Here is a 19,563-nt window from a genome sequence, read left to right as displayed (position 1 = left end):
ATGAGGGCATCGTGGCCGCTCATTCGCTCCATAACTCGTTGTTTTAGATTGCAATAATGTGGGGATACCTCAGGGTCAAAGGGCGAAGATCAGTGCCTTTTGCGACACCCTCCTGGGGCGGTAGGCAGGCGCTTACCACACCTGACGTGGTTCGCCGCCGGCCAGGTGTCCATCGATGCGGTTCGCGCCACCCGGCAGTGCCATCCTGAGAGATCTCCCACGCTCACCGCATCCTACGTCTATCTTACGGGCTTTGCTCAACCTCCAGTTTCCCCTGCCGGTGCCGGCTCGTGGGCACCAGGTCCGGATTATAACCGAGGGGGTTGTAAAGCGCGGGCAAGCCCGCGCCTACCGGATAGATCGGGCGGTCCCGACTCACTGCCAGCGTAGCCACCCCCAGAGCACGGCGATGAGCTGTTCGTACCAGGGGTCGTCGCTGATGGCACGGGCCAGCTCGTGGCCGGCGATCCGGTCCGCCAGGGCGGTGGGGGCCAAAGTGGCGGGAGCGGACTCGGTGAGCGGCGTAAAACAGCGCAGTGCCGGTTCGTCCGCGCCGATCCAGCCATTGGCGACCCGTTGGAAGCGGACCAAGGGGTCGGCGGCGTCCTGAGCGAGGTCCCGCTGATCCAAGCCGTCGATGCCCTGCACGCACCAGATGTGGCGCAGGCCATCGTCCCGGGCCCGGATCCGGCCCCCGGCGAGCCCTTCCAGAGCGAAGCCGAGCAGGGCCTCCGGGTCTCGGCACAGGCCGATCAGGGTTGGGGCGAGTGGGGCCGGCTCGTGGTTCTCGGCCCGGCAATAGGCATCATAGCCACGGTAGGCATGATGCTCCTCGGTAAAGACGAAGGGCGGTACGGTCGGGGTTTCAGGTCCGGGCCACAGGTAATCGCCGGCCAGGTGTTCCTCGCAGGCGACGATGCGGGCCTCGCGGCGGTCGCAGGGCGTGAGCTTTATCTGTTCCACATGGGCGGCGGCCTGGAAGGCGCCCTCGCCCTGGATCAGATAGCGGCCACGGGCGCCGGGGTTCAGCTGATCGGAGCGGGGGCGTCCGACGCGCAGCTCGGGGAGGGTCGCGGGGTCATGGTCCGCAAGCCCCCAGGTAGCGAAGGCCGGGCTGAGGTCGGCGCCGATCCGGAGCAACACGTCGGCGAGCTCACTGATGGCTACGCCACCAGGGTCCAGGTCTTCCGGGGACCAGCGGCGTGCCGCGGCGCCCTGTAAGTGCAGGTATAGATGCACTTGGGTACCGGCCCGCTCGATGCTCCAGCCGATGCGTTCCGAGAGCCGCTCGCTCAGGTCGGGCAGGAGGCGTTCCGGCAGGGCAGCGATCTGCTCCCAGCTCAGCGGGAGGCGCGGGGAGCGGGCCGTGGCGGAGCCGCAGCCGGCGTCGCGCAGGGCCTCGATCTCGCGGTGTAACAAACCGTGGCGCTCGTCCAGCAGCCGCATCACTCCGCTGCCTTCGCTGCCTTCTCTACCTTCACCCAGGCGGTGGTCCCAATCGGTAAGGCGGCGGACCATGGTCTCGGTCTCGGTAAGGGCCTGGGTAGCGAGCTCGACGACGGTCTCGGCCTCGCGTCGCACCACCGGGGCCGGCGAGTGGGCCACCAAGTGGGTAGCGGTCGCGCTTCCCGCGTGCAGACGCCGACGCAGCTCGCGCAGGGCATGGATACAGAGGGCCAACGCATGGGGCTCACAGACACCTTCCGAACCTGTATTGAGGGTATCCACCAGCCAGCTGTCGAGGGCGGCGTGCACCAATCGGCGTTGTTCATCGAGGAGCTCGTTGCGGGCCAGAGGCGAGATACCGCCGCTGATCTCGGGGCCGGCGCCGTGATTGAGGCTCTGTTGCAGGCGAGTCGGGTCTTCCAGGGTATTCAGGGCGTTGAAGACCCAGGGATAATCGGCGTCCTGGGGGCGTGCCTCGAGCCAGGCCTGCACTAGGGCCGAGGCGCCCTCGGGTGTGTGGGCATCGGCGCTGTATTCTTCTAAGGAACCCCGCCTAGCCAGGCCCCACAACCGATCGGCCAGGGTGCGGCGCAGGGTATCGACGACCAGATAGATATGCAGGCTGAGGGGGTAGAGATAGTGCGAGCTCGGCTCGATGCGGTGGACCAGGCAGCGGCCGAGACGGCGGCTATGGTCGTTGTTGACGGCGTCTTGAGCCACGAAGTGGGCACGTAGGCCCTGCTGCTGGTCGTCGGCCAGCCAGGCGAAGACGGCCTCGGCGGTCTTGGGGTACAGCACCTGCTCGGCCCGCCAGATACCGAGGTCCGCCGGGCCGATCCAGAACACGCGGTCGAACCAGCGCCGCAGGGGTGTCAGTCCGGGTGCCGGCGCCAGGGGCTCGCCGCGCAGGGTGGAGAAACGGTCCAGCTCCCCGAGCAGGGCCAGGTGGTTGGCCTGACGCATGGCACGCTCTTCGGGACGCGCAGCGATAGCCTGCTCGGCATGGGGGGCGGATAGAAACAGGGTCGTGGAGCTGTCGCCGTACCCACGCTGGTCCAGCAGATGGCGCACCAGCCAGCATAGGTCCAGGAGGCCCCCGCTCCCGGTGCCGCCGCCGCTGCCGGCGGTGATCAGGATGTCGATGCCCCGGTCGTCGGCGCACGCAATCAGGGCGTCGAGCAGGGGGCCGATACGGGCCTCGAGGGCGGTGCGGTTTGCCAACAAGGCCAAGCGACCCAGACTGCGCTCATGTCCGGTGCCGCGATGCAGATCGGGTCGCGCCCCGCCGGCCCTCAGACGTGGGGCCTCGAGCCAGGGGTAGTCAGGCTCGGGGGCGTCGGCCGCAGCGGAGATGATGGGCTCCAGCGGGCAATCCAGGGTCATATGCTCGTCGGCCTCCAGCCTCACCAAGCCCACATGGGGTGGGGGGAAGAAAAGCTCGTCGGTGGTATCCAGGGCCAGAAAGCGCAGTCGACCGAGGTCGAGGCGCTCACCGCGCTCCCAGGCCAGGCGTTTGCTGTGCACCAAGGTCTGGATGCCGGCATAGCCTAGGCCGATGATGAGGGTAGGCCGGACGGATAGGGTTGGCTCCGGCGACCGGGTCGGTTCCAGCAGGGGCGGCAGGTCGAGCGCCTGGGGGCGTGGCGGCACCGGTTCGGAACGCACGGCCACTCCCTGCTCACAACGGAATGATCGACCGAACAATAGAAAGAACAGTGGGTTCAGGATCGGCCACAGCAATTGCCAGCCGGGGACGCGCGGCAGGATCAGGACCCGCGGCCCGGCATTCGATGGGGTGTTGCGCAGGTCGTCGGTTGCGATCTTGGCGTGCAATAGCGCCGGTTGCGGGGCTACGGGCTGCCAGCCCGGACACAGGGCCTCGACGCTGTACTGCAGCGCTACCGGGCGCTCCTGGAGCGTGGCGAGCAGCCAGGAGAACTCACCATCCTTCAGGCTGAAGGCCGCTGGCTGCAGCTCGCCCCAGTCGCGCAACCCGAAACGCCCGGTGGTAGAGAAGTGCTCGGAGACCTTGACCTGGGTGGCCTCCCGGCCGGTAATCATGTGCCCGATCTCGGAGTAGAGGGCGGCCAGCTCGTCGATTCGATCGGCATGGAAGCAGTGGTCCGGGGTACTGGCGAGGCGGCGCAGGAGGGGCATATCGGCGGCCCCGATGCCGACCGTGATGAGCCGCAGATCCGGGTCGCGCTTGAGCTGGTCGGCCGCGGCGGTGGCCGGATCGGCCGCGCTGCCGCCGTCGCTCAACAGCACGACCGCGCGCCGCCGGCCGCGGTCGCCGGCCGCGGCGCGTTCCATGGATTTACCCGCAACCTCCAGGCCACGGGCGATATCGGTTGCGCCGCCGCGGCCGATACCTTTGACGGCGCGGATCAGGCCTGGTTTGCGGTCCGTCAGCGGGCAGACTTCTTGAGCCTCGTGGTCGAACTCCACGACCGCAAAGCGGAAGCCGCCGGGCGTGGTGCGCACCAGATTGATGGCGGCCTGGTGGGCCTCCTGGAGGGCACTGCCGGTACCTGAGCCCATGCTGGCAGAGTGGTCGATGACCAGCACCAGGTCCCAGGGGGGAGCGCTGTCGTCGATTTGGGGCCACGGCAACCCCGTGGCCGAACATCTCAGGGTGACCTCGAGGGTATCGCCGACCAGGCACAGCCTGCGGTCGATGCTGCGCGTGAGCGGTCGCTTGTCCGGCTTCGGGTTAGGCCCGACCAGCAGGTAAAGTGCGACCCCGATGAGGATCCACAGGAAAACCAAACTCAGAATAAACAACAGCATCTTCATGCCCCAAGGCTAGTACACGGCGGTGCAAAACATAAAGCGATTCAGACTTGTGGGGATACTCCTGTTTTATCCGCAAATGAACGCAAATAAACGCAAAGAGGATCCGCTCTTGTTCCCCCTCTCCCCAAACCCTCTCCCGGAGGGAGAGGGAGTGCGGCTTGTAGCGTGCCCAACACACTTGCTAGTGGCGATGTTTCCATTTAAACCCTAACCACTACCGCGCGATCACTTTCTATTGAGTACCACCGAGTAGCGGATCCCGGTCTATTGCTCCGCCAGCCAGGCCAGATAGTCGGCGAAATCGTCATGCCCATCGTAGGGGTCGGGCGCGGTGGATCGTGCCGGGTCGACCGGGATGTCCAGACCATGACTGACGTAATAGGTCGCCGCATCGGCCAGGGTTTGGGTCTCGATCCGGGTCAGCCGTATCAGGTGTCGGGGGTCGCGGACATACCAGAACCCGTCCATCGGGTGGCGGAAGACCTGGCCGTTGCGATAGAGCTTGGCGAACCCGCGCAGTCGGTCCGGGTCTGCGAGGGCGATGCCGGTCGCGGCGGGTAGATCGATGGTTGTGCGGCCCAGGGCCTGGGCCAGCTTTCGGGCCGCGTGCTGCAGGTAACGCTCGGGGTGATGCAAGGCGGGGCCCGGTGGCCCCTGCTGGTCGGACCGGAGCAGGGGCAAGGTTTGCAGCACACTGATGCGATTGCGGTCCCGGACCGAAATCACGCGGACCTGCTCGGCGGCATTGACGGTGAGCTCGGTCAGGGTCTTGGTCAGCTGAGTGCGGAAACCGTGCAGATCGGGATCATTGATGCCATGGAGCTCGGGCACCGTCGCCAACAGGCCGCTTTGCTCGCCGCGCAACGGGCCCTTGAGCCGCTCGACGAAGGGGACCAGGGCGCGCTCGTGGTCTTCTTGGGTAGCGGCACGCAGCAGGGACAGGATATGGAAGTCGTGCGAGCGGTCGATGACCGGGGTCGCCTCGTCGTGCAGGTCGGCCTCGAAGCGCCGCAGCTCCGATGCGCTCGGGGCATAACGTCTGGTCCGGGCACCCCGCAGCACCAGGTCGATGCCCATGGGCTGACCATTAGAGCCGGGGACGGTAAGCTCCCAACCGCAACGTGCGGCGAGGGCCTCTACCTGATTGGTGTCGGTGGGGTCGGTGTCGGTGGCGAGCCAGCGTTGAATGAAGGTCTGGAGCAACCGGTCGAGCTTGGAGTCCAACTGGTCACGTTCGGCCAGATCGGCGGCGGATACCGACCCAACCAGGGTGCGTGAGCTGCCGCGAGCCCAGGCTACCAGGGCATCGACCACTTGCTCTGAAGCGGCGGAGCACTCCGCCAGCAGTCCGGTTTGCCCCGAGATGACCGGGTCCAGGCCGAGCTCCACCAGGGCCTGGCTGCCGAAGAAGTGCTCGATCCAGGTCAGCGCCTGCCGGCGTATGGCGGTGCAGCCGGCGGCCAGCTCCGACACAAGTGGGCTGTCACCGAGCGTTCCGGCACAGGCCGTGAGCCGATTGGCCAGGGTACCCGCGGCGTCGGCCAGGCCCAACAGGCCGATCTCGCGGTCGCGCAGACCGCGATTGGCGTTGGCGATCAACGCCAGACGCACGGCATTGACCGCTTCGCGCAGGTCATCTTGGTTGGGGGCCAAGGCCCGTAGGGCCTCGCAGTTGCCGCCGGCGGCTTTGCCCAGGGCTGCGGCGACGCCGAGACCAGCGGCCTTGACGTCGCTGGAGCATAGGCCCTTGGCGTCGACCGGCTGCTTGCCGAGCACCGGCGTTCCGCCCTCCGTCCGCAATTCCGGGAACAGCACTTGATGATGGCCGATCAGGTTGGTCAAGCGGTTGAGCAGCAACTCGCGGAAGAAGCTGCGTGGAAAGACCGCATTGTGAATGGCGATCTGGGTATAGCGTTCGCGACCTTCGGCAGCACGTCGCTGGGATTCGGTCCCCTGGAGCGCCTGCAACCGCTGGGTCAGCTCGATGCGCCGGCGCCGGTCGATCAAGAGCATCAAGGCATCGGCGGCGGCGGGATAGCTGTCCTCGGCCTGGGGATCCCGCCGCGGCAGTACGAAGACGGTATCCTGGGGGCGTCTTGGTACCTGGCCGTCCAGGATCGCGGCCAGTGGGTCCACATCCCGCCCGGAGGCCCCGCCTTTCGGTTTGGCTAGACGATGACGGAAGGGCCGGCTACCGGCGGCGGCGAGTCGGTCCAGCTCGGCGAACAGGACCGGCGCCTCCATGGGCACCAGGGCACCACGCTTGGGTCGTTCGTCCCCAAGCAGCAGCACATTGATCTCCACCGCTGTGCCCGCGGCCTCGTCTGTGGCGACCAGCCGCCGCATCAGGATCAGCAAGTCGGTCAGCCAGCCGGCGCCGACTCCACCCTGGGCGTTGGCAATGAGTACGATCTGGCGGGTCCGTTGCTCAGGTACGATCCGACGCCAGTCCTCCAGGGCCTGTTGCAACCGGGTGAGCAAGGCGCTTGCGGCGCCCTCGGCCAGGTCGTTCAGCAGGGCCAGACGTGCCAAGGGCGGCTGGCCTTGGGTGCCCTTGGACAGGCGCAGGGCATCGGCCCCCATGCCCTGGTATGGGGTCAGGTCGAGGGCCGCGGCGGGATCGTCTCTCGTCTCCCGGGGTTGGTGGACGGCCTCATGGAGCGCACAGGCGCCCGGCGGCAACAGGAACACCTGATCCGCTGCCAAGGGCTCCAGGCAGCCGGGGAAGGGTTCGCCACGGCCCTCGGTCAGCTCGTCCCGGGCCAGGTCGAGGCCGAGCAACAGGGGCCGGGTCTCCGCCCGGTCGAAGCTGTCGGCAAGGTTCTGCCGGGCATGGGTCAAGACGGCCCGCCCGGAGCGTCCGAGTCCGATCACAAGGCTGGGCGTCCAGTCGATGCGCTGGTCGTCTACCGGAAAGCGCACCGGCAGCGGGGGCGGTGGGCGATGCTCGGTGTGGCGTGGTTCCGGTTCGAGCGCGGGGATCTCGGCCCGCGGACGCAACAGCCAGGCGAGCAATGCGGCCAGCAGGTAGATCAGCGCCGGCAGCATCAACATGAACAAGAACAGCCAGGTGACCACCAGGACCTTGGGGCCCGAATCCCTGGGGGGGCGGACGCTGAAAACCTCCGTGCCTGCCGTGTAGCGGAGCTCGGGGGGGGCATAGAGGATATCCAGGATACCGCTGAGCTTGGGCTCCAGGGGCAGGCGCCACTGATAGGGACGCGCAAACAGGGCGGGCATGTGGAACCGCTCCGGGTCCTGGGTGGAGGGGGCAAGCAGGGTCCGGGCCGCATTGAGATCCGGGGCTACCTGTGGCGTGCCCCAGTCCCAGAACGGCTCAGTCAGGGGTAGGCGCAGGTTGACGTTGCGGCCCAGGGCATTGCCGATGCGCACCGCGACCTCTTGGAACAGGAGATCGATGACGCCGGTGTCGGTGGCCGAGACGATATAGCGGGAGGGGTCGTCGGTGAGGCTGTAGAAGCTGGCGGGGTCATTGGCCCCGGTGCCGATGCCGACCAGATACAGCTCATGACCCGAGGGCTTCCAGCGGTTCTGGAAGAACCGGGCCAGCACTGTGTCGTCTTCCCCGGCCCCGCCATCGGTGAGCATGATGGTCGTTCCGTGGGTTGTTCCGGTCACATCCAGCATCGCCAGGGCCTCGGAAAGCCCCGCCAGGAATACCGTCCCGCCCCCGGCCCCCGGCCAGGGGGCCCGGAGTCTAGCCGCAAGCTCGTTCATATCGGCCGTGAATGGGCTGACGAGGCTGGCAGTGCTGGCGAACTCTATAACCCCGATGCGTGGCCGATTGCCGCTCACGGCGAGGTTGCGCTGCAGCTCGAAGACGGCGCGCTTGGTGTCCTCGAGATAGCCCGCCATCGAGCCCGAGGTATCGAGCAGAAACAGGATCGTCTGGGGCGGTGGCTTGCCGGGCTGGACTTTGCCCTCCGCGCCACTGTAGTCGATCCAGAGCTCGGTCTGATCCCAGGGCCAAAGGATGTCCTGGGGGACAGTTACCCGCAGGGGATCCTCGGCGCCGGGCTGGGGCTGGGTCAGCTTGACCCAGCCGGCCATCAGCGCCAGCACCGACAGGCCGAGCAGGATCAACAACAGCGTTCGCAAGAGGGTCTTCAGCATCGCGTACACCTGTGTACAACATCTGGATACGACTTCAACCCGAGCATGGCAAGGTCCTTAGGTTAACCACATTCAATCCGCAGATTTCCGCAGATGAAGAATGAAATAATCTGCGTGATCTGCGTAATCTGCGGATAAAAAGACGGTTTGTTTCCATGCTCAATCCAGCCTGGACTGCTCCATAGCCCGTGGGTGGGCCGCAAATGAGGAGAGGGTGTCGTTAAAGGCACCGATCTTCACCCTTTGATCCCCTCTCCCCAAGTCCCCTCGCTACGCTCGGGGCAAGCATATATGGCGGGTGGCGCCGTCCCTGGCTTACCCGCCCTACCCCGTCCCACGGGCTAGGCTCGGATCAATGTCAACAGCCCCTCGCCCGGTAGTCAGCCCTGGGTCCCGAGATAGGCGCCCAGGTGGTGGTTCAGGATCAGGGCCAAAAAGGCGTCCTTGCCGATCTCGGCCCCGTCAGGTCCCTCATCCAACCGCAGCTCGAACAGATCCGGCTCGGCGTCCTTGAATGCCAGGGCTATCTCCTCCAGGGTCTTGCCCGCGGCGGTCAGGGCCTCCTCCATCCAGCCCTGGATCCGGCGCAGATCGATGGCGCCGCGGATGCGGCGACGGCGATCATTGCGGTCCATGGCGAAGGTGACCAGGGCGCGCAGGAGGTCCTTGGGGTCCTTGTCGTCGTCGGGATCGTTCAGGAAGATCAGCCGCTTGGGGCCCTGCTCCGTGACCGGTCCACAGACCCAGACCCTGCCGCCGGTGGCCACCGGTTGGCCGCGGACGACACCGGTCACCAGGGCCTTGGTAAAGGTCTCCACGGATTTGGGGTCATCCAACAGCCGGCACAGCTGGCCCGGAATCTCCGGGAAGTGAGTGTCGCGGGTCTCGACTACCTGGGCGTGCTCCATGCGCCAGGCCTCCTGATCGCAGCGAAAGATGTGATAGGTCTGGGCGCGCCATTCCGGATGATCCTCGTCGCGGACCGCCAGGTATTGACTACGCATGCGCTCCATGACCCGGATCTCCTGGTAGGGGATGGCGTTATCCACCATCAGTACCGCTAGGACATTGCGGTCCTTGAACAGACTGACGCCTTCGGTGCCGGTGAGATTGTGGGTGATCTTACCGGACATATTGGAATCGCCCGCCAGTGCATTGTAGACGGTATCGAGGGCGTTCTCGCCGTCGCGCTCACGGTTCCAGATATCGCCGTGCAGCAGCAACAACTTGCGGGTGTCCGATGTCGGGCGTTGGTCCAGGAACTCGCTGGTGACGGTCCGTAGCCGGTCGGCCAGGCCGATCACCGGATCGCGCTTCTCGTCGCGCAGCCATTTCAGATAATTGGCCATGCCCTCGAACTGGCCCACCCGCTCGGCGATACGGCGGGAGAGGTCGCCCACCAGGGTCTTGGCGAAATCTCGGGCCGCGAGCAGCTCCCGCTCCGGCCAACCCTCCAGGGCCAGGTCCTGGGGCCGATCGCCGGGCTTCCAAGTGAGTCGGGGCAGCAGATCCTCGACGAAGGATTTATTGGTCTGTGGGTCCAGCAGACATTTCTCGCGCAGGGCGTCGCGATAGCCATCCATGGTGGTGTCGTTCTTGAGTCCCATGGAGGCCGACCTGACCTTGGTCTGCCGGTCCAGGCGCTCGGCGATCTCGTTGCCCTCGTCGGTCGCCTCCTGGATCACCCGCAGGATCGCTTCCTGCCAGTGCGCCATGCCTTGGAGCCAGCTCTTAAGATATCCATCGGCGTCCTTGATCAGGTCCCGTATGAAATTCACCAGGCGTTCACGCTGGAGCCATTGGTTTACCTCGTTGACGGCGTTGAGATAGTCCTCCTCGGTGTCGGCCAACTGCCCCTTCCAGCCGAGCAGCCTCTTTTTCAGCACCTCGAGCGCCACCCGGACGTCCTTCTCCCGCCCGCGGGCGCGTTCCAACTGGGTGCCATCGTCGGCGACGACCTGCTCCAGGTTCCGGCGCAGATCCGCCATCGACCCGCTGAGATTATGGATAACCCGGTTGGTACGGCCCAGTGCCTCCTCGTGGGCCCGTTGGCTCCCCAGATACTTGCGGATGCTGGTATCGATGGAGGACTGGATCTGCTCCCTGATCAGGGGTCGGATTGCTGCCAGCGAGGCATTGAAGCTGTCCTTGCCGTCTCCCTCGTAATTGCGCCGTCGTAACGCGACCTCGGCCTGGACCCGGGTCTTGGAGTCGTCGAAATCCTCCTTGAGGTCGCGAATGGTCCGGATGTCTTCGAAGATATCGGCGAACAGGCGTTTGGCCGCGCCTTCCCTGTCCGCGCCGATAGACTGGCCGAAGACGCCTGCGGGATTGGCGAACCCAAGCATCTCGTTGACGATGAAGGAGGCCTTCATCTTCTCGGACAGGTCCCGGCGCTCCTGGTCGTTGCCTGGCGCCTTCAGGATACGGAACAGGGCGAACAACTCCTCGCCCAGGATCTGCTGTGCTTCCATGCGCCGGTCGTCCCCCGAGCCGACGCGCAGGGCCTGGGTCGCCGGATCCCTGGGCAGCAGGCCATTGGCCAACCCCAAGGCGGCGTCGAGCACGAACTGGCGCTCATAGAGGCGGATGGGCAGGAAGATCCGATGGGAATTGAAGGAGGTCGCGGCCCCCTCCCTGGCATTGATCCACTCACGAAAGATCTGGTCACCCGCGGTTTCGTCCAAGAGCAGGTTCAGCCCATCGGCGATCTCCGAGAAATAGGATTTGCGGTCGTCGTCGTTCTTGCACTCCCGGTTGTAGAAGACCAGGTTGTCGAAGAGTTTGTCGGTGAGCCGGACCCGGGTCCCGGTGTCATACTCCACCGCAAAGCGGATGCCGTCTTGGTGCTCGCTGAACCGACCGCGATATTCGTTCGCAACCGGGGCCTGAAAGCGCTCCAGCTCCCGGACCACCGCATAGGCCCGGGCGCCGTCGATATTGACATCCTGGTAGGCATCGGGCAGTACCGCCGCGCCGATGATCCGGAAGCGCAGACGCAGCTCTTCGGCCACCAGCCGGGCGAGCAGGGCGAGGTCCATATAGAGCCCGGCGCCGGTGCCGCCGGCGACCGAGCCGACGATCCAGATCGGCAGCTCGCCCTGACCGCCGCCGCAGTTCTCCATTGCGTGGCGCAGCATGTTCACCAGGCGCTGCTTATTGAGAAAAACGCCCATGCGGGCGAACTGGCGGTGCTGCCCGGCGCCGCGGACCAGGTTGTAATCCGCGGCCGGCAGGTTCTCCTGGAACAGATCGGCCCGGTACCAGCGCGCCATCTCGGCCACCGATTGAGGGTCACGGGCGACCTTGCGGGTGAGGTCCAGGAAGGTGCCGGGCGGGTCGTCCTGGAGCTGGAGGTACTCGTTGCCGGCGATGGCCGTGGCCGATCCCTCCCCACCGAGCCGGGCGCCCTTGTTTTTACGGTAGTCCTCGGCCTCGGTATCGATCAACCGGAACTGCAAGGTATCCGGGAGGGTACCGGCCGTGGCAAAGACCTTGTCCTTGAGCCGGGCCAGGATCTCGTCGCCGGTGCCGCCGATGCCGATGTAGAGACCGCGCATAGCCTTCTCCTGATCTACTTGGGGTTGTATCTGGTACCAAATTTCTTTTGATTCTGCTGGTTTCCATTTCGAGCGCAGCGAGAAATCCTTGTCCCGACGGAGGAGGGATCTTATGCCTAAGAGACTGTCTAAAAAGGCAGTCTCTTAGTGCCCCTTTGTGGCTTTGTGTGATGTTCGTCTTTCTCACACAAAGCCACAAAAACACGAAGAATAGCGCATCAATCCAACACCACCGCCGGGTAATGGTAAAACCCTAACTGATAGAGCAATGCCATAGAGACCGTCTTTTTAGACAGCCTCTGAAGCTCCCTCGTTACGCTCGGGACAAGGATCTCTCCCTGCGGTCGAGATGACAAATGACAACCAGCAAAATTGGATGAAATAGGGTACTCGTGCCGTCCCGCAAGGAAACCGGAACACCACGGGGCTTATCCATCATTCGTTATCGAGTAACCAGCGTATTGCCGGTTCGGAAAGTCCAACGGATGCAGCAATGATTTCAATGGCCATTCCATTGTCATACAGAGATTTGATGAGGATTCTCCTTTCTTCCTCGCGTCCTTTCGCAAACCCTTCCTGGCGGGCATCCTCGATCATTCCCCACTCGGATCGGACATAATCGATATCTCTCGGCGCCTTTTGGGACTACCATTCAGCCGTCCATCACCAACCCGATTTGCCGATGAACAAGACGAAATCCGCAGCCTGGCTGTCCGGCAGGCCGGTGATCTGATGCCGCGCTCGGTCTACTGCAGAGTCATTGGTTGCCTCCAGTCTTGCCTTTGTAACGCCCTTCTTCGCACCCAGGGGGCGATATCGGAGCTCAACCGCGACCTTGTTGCCGGGGCGCCTGAGGCGTTTGATCCGGAACCTCTCAATGGACCAGGTGTCCCCCTCGGCGAGTATTACCCGCCGCGGCTCCGTCTTTGTTCGAACCCCCTGCAACGGCCACTCCTTGGACCCCTGCTCGGGATTGCGGGGAACTGTATAGGTGAGCTTGGGCGCACGCTTGTATTTTTTGTCACTGTGCGCGATCAGCCAACGCACCAGAAAGAACCGCCACAGCAGTATCAGCCCGACGATCAGACCCAGGAGGACACCGGCCAGGACCCATAACACCCGGAAGCCCTCCTTGACCCGGATCTCGGGTCCGAGCCAGAGGTCCCCGCTCTCTGCAATGCCCAGATAGTGGATGTCGCTACGCCAAGGGTCCGGCGTCGAGGGATCGAGGCGCAGCCGGATACCGGCGGCCTCCCACAACAGATCCCAGCGGGTCTGGCCGAAATCCACCGGGAGGTTTGCGGTCAGTCTAGTGCCGTTCTCTACCAGCTCGACCGGCGGCCTTTGGTCGTCGTCCTCGTCACCGGTGGCGAACCAACCGATCCGCAGCCGTTTGCCGCTAGCCAGCACCTGGTCGACCGGCAGGTCCAATCCGGTATGGCCGTGGCGGAAGCCCAGCGCCACCGGGACATCCATCGTCCCGCGCCACAGGACCAACTCGCTGCCCACGTCCGGTGAGACGAAATGAGCCTGGACCGGGGTCGCATTATCGACCCGGAGGTCGTCCCGACTGCGATAGACCACGGACTCGGTACCATCCCCTGCCTTGGTCTTGCCGGTAAAGGTGAGCCGGTAACTGCCGGGGGTATCGAAAGGCTCGGGGGCCTGGCTGATTACTTCCCCACTGCCCTGGTCATAGATCACGGGGACGCGGCGGGTGGAACCGTTCGGCGTCTGTAGCTCCACCTCGAAGTGCACCGGCGGCAGGTTGGCCTGGGGGACGAAACGCCCATCGGGTCCGCGACCCTCCAGCCGGTAGCGGATGGTCTCTTCGCTGTATTGCTTGACCGCGCGCAGCGGCGCTGTCAGCCGGGCCTGTTCGTAGATGGGCAGCACATGGGCACGATAGGGCGCGTTGGCCGAGCGTAGCCGATATTGGCCGGGCCGCGGATGGGGCAGATAGATGGCGGCGGACTGTTCGCCGCGGTCGGTCAGAGTGAGACGCTTGCCGGCCGGGTCGAGGACCCGGATCTCACTGGCCGGCAGGTAGGGCCGGAAATAGTCGATGGTGAAGCTCAGCGCCTTCAGATAAGCAGGGGCCGTGTAGATGTCCCCGCTGGCAGTGGTGGCGCCTGGGGGGATCAGCTCGGTGAGGACCTCATGGATCTTTTCGACCGTGTCCTGGTCCCTCTCGACCGTGTCCTGGTCCCGATCGATGAGAAAGGCCAGACCTTCCGGTGACCAGGTATCAGGGGTGGCGACGCTACGCCAGAAAGCGCCCCATTCATTCTGCCAATAATGCGAGGCGTCGTTGAAGCCGAAGACCAGAAAACGCTTGAAATTCGCGTCTTCCTCAATCCGTGCGGTCCAGGCCTCGATCTCTTGTTGCTGCTGTTGCTCCGAAATGCCTCTCGCGTACGGCTGGCCGTCGGTAATCAGGACGACGATGGCCGTGCGCTCCCCCGATTTGGCGCCGGGACCGGGCACCGGCGGATTTTGCTTGAAGTGATTCAGCTCCTGCTGCGCCAGCGCCATTGCCGCGGCAGTATCGGTATCGCCGCGAAACACGGCCCGTATGGGCGAGAGGATTGCCTTGATCCGCTCGAGGGTCTTGACTGGGCTTTGGCCTGGAGGTACCGCGGGGATCTCCTTGTGCGAGAGGGTCACATGGAGCTTATGTTGAGGGTTTTTGGCTTTGCGCCCACCGAACTCGATGACCGAGATGCGGTTGACATAGCCAGCCAGGGCCGATTGCCATAGGTGGAAGTCAAGCTGTTTAATCGCCTCGATCCGCTTTCCGAGCTTGTCGTTCGCGGTGCCTTTTGCTGCTCCCTTGCCCATCATGCTACCGGACTGATCTATCAGGAAGATGAGGTCGGTCCCTGCCGCCGTCATGGCTGCCCCTACCATCGGACAGGCGGACACCAGGGCAATAAAGAGCAAGGCAGGCAATCGCATGGTCTGTCCCCTAGCGAGGTTCAGGATGGTGCGCGCTCGGCCACAAACACTTGGTAGGCGCTGCCGATGGTCGGTGCCGCCTGGGGATTGGTCAGTTGGGTCTTGATCTGCTCCACGGGCCGGCTCAGTGGCTGTATCCGGTGCAGCTCCTCCAGGTATTCAGGGGCGCCGTCCGTCTCCAGCAGGCGTGCATGCAGCAGCGCAAAGCGGTCGATCTGCTCCAGGATCCGATGATAGCTGTCGCGCAGGGCAGCGAGATCCGAGGGGCGATCCGCTGCGGCTTGGATGTGCATGCGTCCCTCGTAGGATTCGGACCAGGCGTCGATCAGGGCGATCCAGCGCCGGCTCTGCCGCGCCTGCGGGAGGTCCCAATGGAGATGGGGGGCGGCCTGGTCCATACGCTCGATCCAGTGTTGCAGCAACGCTTGAAACTCGGTCCAGGGCCCGGCGTCGGTATGAAAGCCGGTAAAACGCCGGTTGAACCTCTTGTTGAAGTCATTCCATGCGACCTCCAGCCCATCCCAGGCGATGATCCCCTCTATCCGTTGCTCGATGGCCCGGTGCCAGCCACGGACATCGCGGATCGGCGGCGGCAGGTAGCCGAGCTTGCGCTTGGCCGCTTCCAGGGCCGGTCGCAGGGCCCGGTCCCAGGGGTCCTGGCGCTGGAAATCCCGGATGTAGCGCTCCATATCGTCGGCGACATCGAGTATTTTTGTAGTATACGCATCGATCAGGCCGGTCTTGATCAGGTCTTCCAGCTCTTGTTTCAGCCGAATGACCTGGGTTGCGGGGTCCGCAAGCCGGGCCTCGATGCGATGATGCTCGTGGCGCAGGCGTTGGGAGATCTGCTCCACCGGTGAGGGCTCGCTACCCCAGAGGCGGGTGCGACTATCCGCGGGAAGGGATTCCCATAATCGTTGCACAGGATAATAGTTATAGGGTGACTGCATCAAGTGGTGAAGCAGACGGGCATAGAGGGACTCATCGACACTTTCCGGCGGGGTGTCGATGTCGGCGGCGGCCCTGGGGTTTGAGAAACAGGCCAGGATCGACCTCAGAGAGGTCTCTTGCGGAAACCAACGCGCCAGGATAGCGAGGTCCGCACTGTGATCGTCGTCGGTCGTACCGCGCACCAGCCGCAGATAACGGGCCCTGGGTTCTTGGTGCCGCATCAACACATCGCTGAGCTCACGATAGAGCGCGAGCCAGGAGTCATCGGGTGCCCGCTCACGGCGCAACCGGCTGGCACGCACGGTAGCAAGCAGCTCGCGTCGCTGCCCGAGATCCAGGTAGGCATCCAGGTCCGGGGCCGATAACTCCGCCTCCGCCGCCTGCCAATCGCCCTCGATGCAGGCCCGATGGATTCTCAACCCTCTGCGGATAGGCTCGATGGTTTCCAACCACCGATTCACGTCTACCGGATGGAGCTGCGGCAGACCAAGCCCTTCAGTCAAATCTATGACCTGCTTCTCCAGCGGCTTCAATGCCGCTGCGTCCAACAGCGGATAATAGGAGGCCCGTGATTGCAGCGCTTCGACTTCACGCTCGGCGCGCCGGACGATTCGATCCCGCAACGCTTGCCGGATGCGTGCGAGCTCGGCCTGGTCGCCTTCGATGAGCAAGGCATCGGCAGGGGGTTGCTCCCCGAGCAGGCCCAGCAGGGTCCGGGTGAATCTGGTGAAGCCCTGCTCGCGACCGTCGCCCCCGACCCGCCGGCGGAGTGCCGCAACAAAGTCGTGTCCCCGGAGGCTCTGCTCGTAGAGGATGCGGGTCTCGGGACCCGCCCGGTCGAGGTCGGTTTTCGCGATCTGCTCGAGCTTGCCCCGCTTGATCGCCATCTGAATGTGATCGTCATGGATGGATTGCCGCACCTCTTCCCTCAGCTTGTCCGCACCGGGAGAAGCACATTGCCCGAGGGTTTCCAATGCGTTCCGGGGGTCGCCGTCGCGGAGCTCTTGCCGGGCGCGAGCCAGCAGCGGGAGCTCGCCCTTGAGGAGATCGAGTCGCTTGCGATACTCGGCATATCCGGGTGAGCTTCCCCATTGGTCGCCTAGCGATTCGAGGTCGCGGCTCAATCGATCCAGCCGACCATCGTGTAGGGTTCCCGTGTCGCCGTCCTCCCACCAGGTGCGCAAGTCGCTATCGATAGACGCGAATCCGGCGGCATCCTCAGTAAACTGCCGTTGCGCTTCGACCGCGAATCCGGCGAGCTGCGGTAGCTGCGGGTGGGCGTCGCGGGCGGCCAGCAAGGAACGCTGGTCCCGGAATTGGTCCCGCAGCGCCTGCAGCCAGCCGGATACCTGTTCTTCCAGCTGCCCGCGCAGCAGCCCCTCGGCCTTGTCCCATGCAGGTGCTTCCGGGAGCGGCCCGAGGGAATCCGGCCATTGCCTGCGCAGATCCCTTATGTGCTCCAGTAATTCCGGCGCCGGCAGGTCCCGCGCTGCGCACAGGCTCTCCCGTGCATCTGTGCTGAGTCTGTGCAGGGCCTTCCGCCAGGCATCCAGATCCTGCTGCGCGCCCCATTTCTCCAGCCCTGTGCGTACCGCTTCGATTTGCGCCAAGGTGGTTGCAGGTTCGGTGTTGATGCGCTCCGGTGGGGACCAAGGAAACCGGGGATCGGCACCGAACCGGTAGGTGGAAATCAATCCCAGTAATGCGTCGCAATGCCGTTTCCAATGATGGTACGACCTCGCTTGAGCCAAAGCCGCGCTGATGCGATCGATCTGCGCTTGCGATTGGGCGGTCTCCTGTATCGAAGCCGCACAGGTCTCGACCTGGGTCCAGCGCTCCGCCGTTCGTTCCTTTTCCGCTCGGTCGAGGGTGTCCTGCAGGGCGAACAGCGCGGATTCCGCGACCCAATTCTTCAGCGTCACGGCGTCCGGCGGCGTTATCATCCCTTCGAGTTGCTTCAGGACTTGTGCGAGGAACTCACGATGCTTGGTCAAGAACCGCCTGCGGGCATCCTGCCGAGTGCTACGGAGCCGATTCCCGAAGATATTGATCAGGGCCTTGGTGAAGGCGACGGCGTCGGTAGGATCTCCCGGCTTTGCGACAATGGCCTCTAGCTCCTTCTGCCACGCCTCGTCGTCCGGGTTGGTTAGCTCACGATAGCGTCTTGATAGGTCCGGCCCGGAGACGTCGCGGCCAAATTTGGCACGCAGGCTGGAAAGCCTCCAGGCAAGGTCGCCCTCGGGTATCGGGAGTCGATAAAGGATCTCCAATGCACTGGGGTAGCGGCGGTCATGGCGGTTGTTCAGGATACGAGCGAGACAGTCCAGCGTCTGCGCAGGGTCGGACTCGAAGTGGCAGTCTATTTCCCGCATCCGGCGTTCAAGCGCTGCGTCCATCGATCAGCTCTCACCCTGACACCACAATGGGATCACCGCCAGAGGCGCGCCGCAATCCGAAGCCTCGATAAGGTAGCAGGTCGTTTTACAGGACAAGCCCAGGGGTCCCTGCATTCACATCGCTACCGAACCCGCACATAGGGCCCTGGAATCACACTGAAGGTGCCGGCGCTATCCGACGGCACCTGGATGCTCAAGCCATAGAGACCGGGTGGACCCATGAGTTGCAGCTTTCCTTCGGCAACTCCGCCTTGATTCGTGAGCTTGCCGGGCATAGCGTTCGGTACCGCTCGGTCGGTCCGTAGATCGGTCTGGACGATCGCGGTCGGCAATGGCTGCCCGGGTTCGGCGATCAGGCGGAGGAAGATGTGGGTACCGGCATCGGCCTCCTCCGGAATCGGTGTCTCGGCGTGGGCGTAGGACTGGGAGAACAGCTGGGTGCACTTGCGTATGGTGTTGGGTTGCGTATGCGGATCAGGTGCATCCCAACAGCCGACACCCAGGTGGGTATTCTCCTGAGCGAGGATATTGCGGCGGTGGCCCAGGCTGTTCATCCACTGGGTATTGAACCGGCTCGCAAGCTCAGGCACCGGGATCAGGGTGGAGCTGTACAGGGCGACGTTCTCCCGCGTCAGTCCGAATAGGGTGCGATGGAGCTTGGCGACGCGCTGGGCCGGACCGTCACCATCCGGTGACACGTGGGCATGATAGTCCCGGTCCACCATATCCTTGCTGTGGCGTATCGCGATCTTCGCGAGCTTCGGGTCTTCTGCCAATGCGGTGAGCTGGCGCCCGGTGCGTTCCTGGTTCGTGAGGGTGAAGATGTCAGTATCCAGGGCTGTCATATCGAGCGTGCCGGCGATCGGATCGGTCCAGCGTGTGGGCGTATGGGGAGTGCTGAGGCTCGCTGGAATAGGTGGGGGCTTGATTGGTACCGCTGGCGGCGGAGTAATCAAAGCCAGGTCCGGGCGAGGTGGTCCGGTATCTACTTGCGGGCGAGAGATGCCGAGGGCGTAGTGCAGGAACATGAGCACCGGTGGACGCGCTAAGTAGAAGATCACCAGGGCCCCGAGCAGCAAGAGCATCAAGCCGAAAAGGTCGGACTGTTTTCTTGAGTCTGTTTCGGACATCGCGAAGGATTCCTGCAGGATCGTGATAAATGCCACCCCAACTCCGTGGGACCGACACGAAAGTATTCAATGATACATTTCCCCGGAAAGGAGTAAAGGCATACGGGACCTGACATCAGGGCGAGCGCGTATAAATCCTCCCGAAAACATGATCTTGTAGGTTGGGCAAGGGCCGTAAGATGTGGTGAGCGC

The 19,563-nt window shown here is 64.2% G+C and carries 7 protein-coding genes; all 7 read right to left on the bottom strand.

Annotation, left to right across the window (positions count from 1 at the left end):
• Positions 1–375: 375 nt before the first annotated feature.
• Complete coding sequence (locus BQ17_RS00140; protein WP_176722218.1) at positions 376–4,236, bottom strand: VWA domain-containing protein; 3,861 nt, start codon at positions 4,234–4,236, stop codon at positions 376–378.
• A gap of 270 nt (positions 4,237–4,506) precedes the next feature.
• Entirely contained in the window at positions 4,507–8,376 is a 3,870-nt protein-coding gene (locus BQ17_RS00135; protein ID WP_089723735.1) for a vWA domain-containing protein, read from the bottom strand.
• Positions 8,377–8,756: 380 nt separating this feature from the next.
• Positions 8,757–11,936, bottom strand: a complete 3,180-nt coding sequence (locus BQ17_RS00130; protein WP_089723734.1) for a tubulin-like doman-containing protein — start codon at positions 11,934–11,936, stop codon at positions 8,757–8,759.
• Positions 11,937–12,371: 435 nt separating this feature from the next.
• Positions 12,372–12,533, bottom strand: a complete 162-nt coding sequence (locus tag BQ17_RS21205) for a hypothetical protein (protein WP_176722217.1) — start codon at positions 12,531–12,533, stop codon at positions 12,372–12,374.
• A gap of 66 nt (positions 12,534–12,599) precedes the next feature.
• Positions 12,600–14,894 carry a vWA domain-containing protein gene (locus BQ17_RS00125; protein ID WP_089723733.1) on the bottom strand — a complete coding sequence of 765 codons (2,295 nt, stop codon included), beginning with the start codon at positions 14,892–14,894 and terminating at the stop codon, positions 12,600–12,602.
• A 20-nt stretch (positions 14,895–14,914) separates the two neighbouring features.
• Entirely contained in the window at positions 14,915–18,241 is a 3,327-nt protein-coding gene (locus BQ17_RS00120) for a hypothetical protein (protein WP_089723732.1), read from the bottom strand.
• Between the two features lie 122 nt (positions 18,242–18,363).
• A complete protein-coding gene (locus BQ17_RS00115; protein ID WP_141699009.1) occupies positions 18,364–19,371 on the bottom strand; it encodes a CAP domain-containing protein in 1,008 nt (335 codons plus the stop codon).
• Positions 19,372–19,563: the final 192 nt, after the last annotated feature.

Source organism: Candidatus Thiosymbion oneisti (genome assembly GCF_900092655.1).
GTDB lineage: Bacteria > Pseudomonadota > Gammaproteobacteria > Chromatiales > Chromatiaceae > Thiosymbion > Thiosymbion oneisti.
The sequence above is the reverse complement of the archived record's forward strand: the minus strand, read 5'-3'. Positions and strand labels throughout refer to the sequence as shown.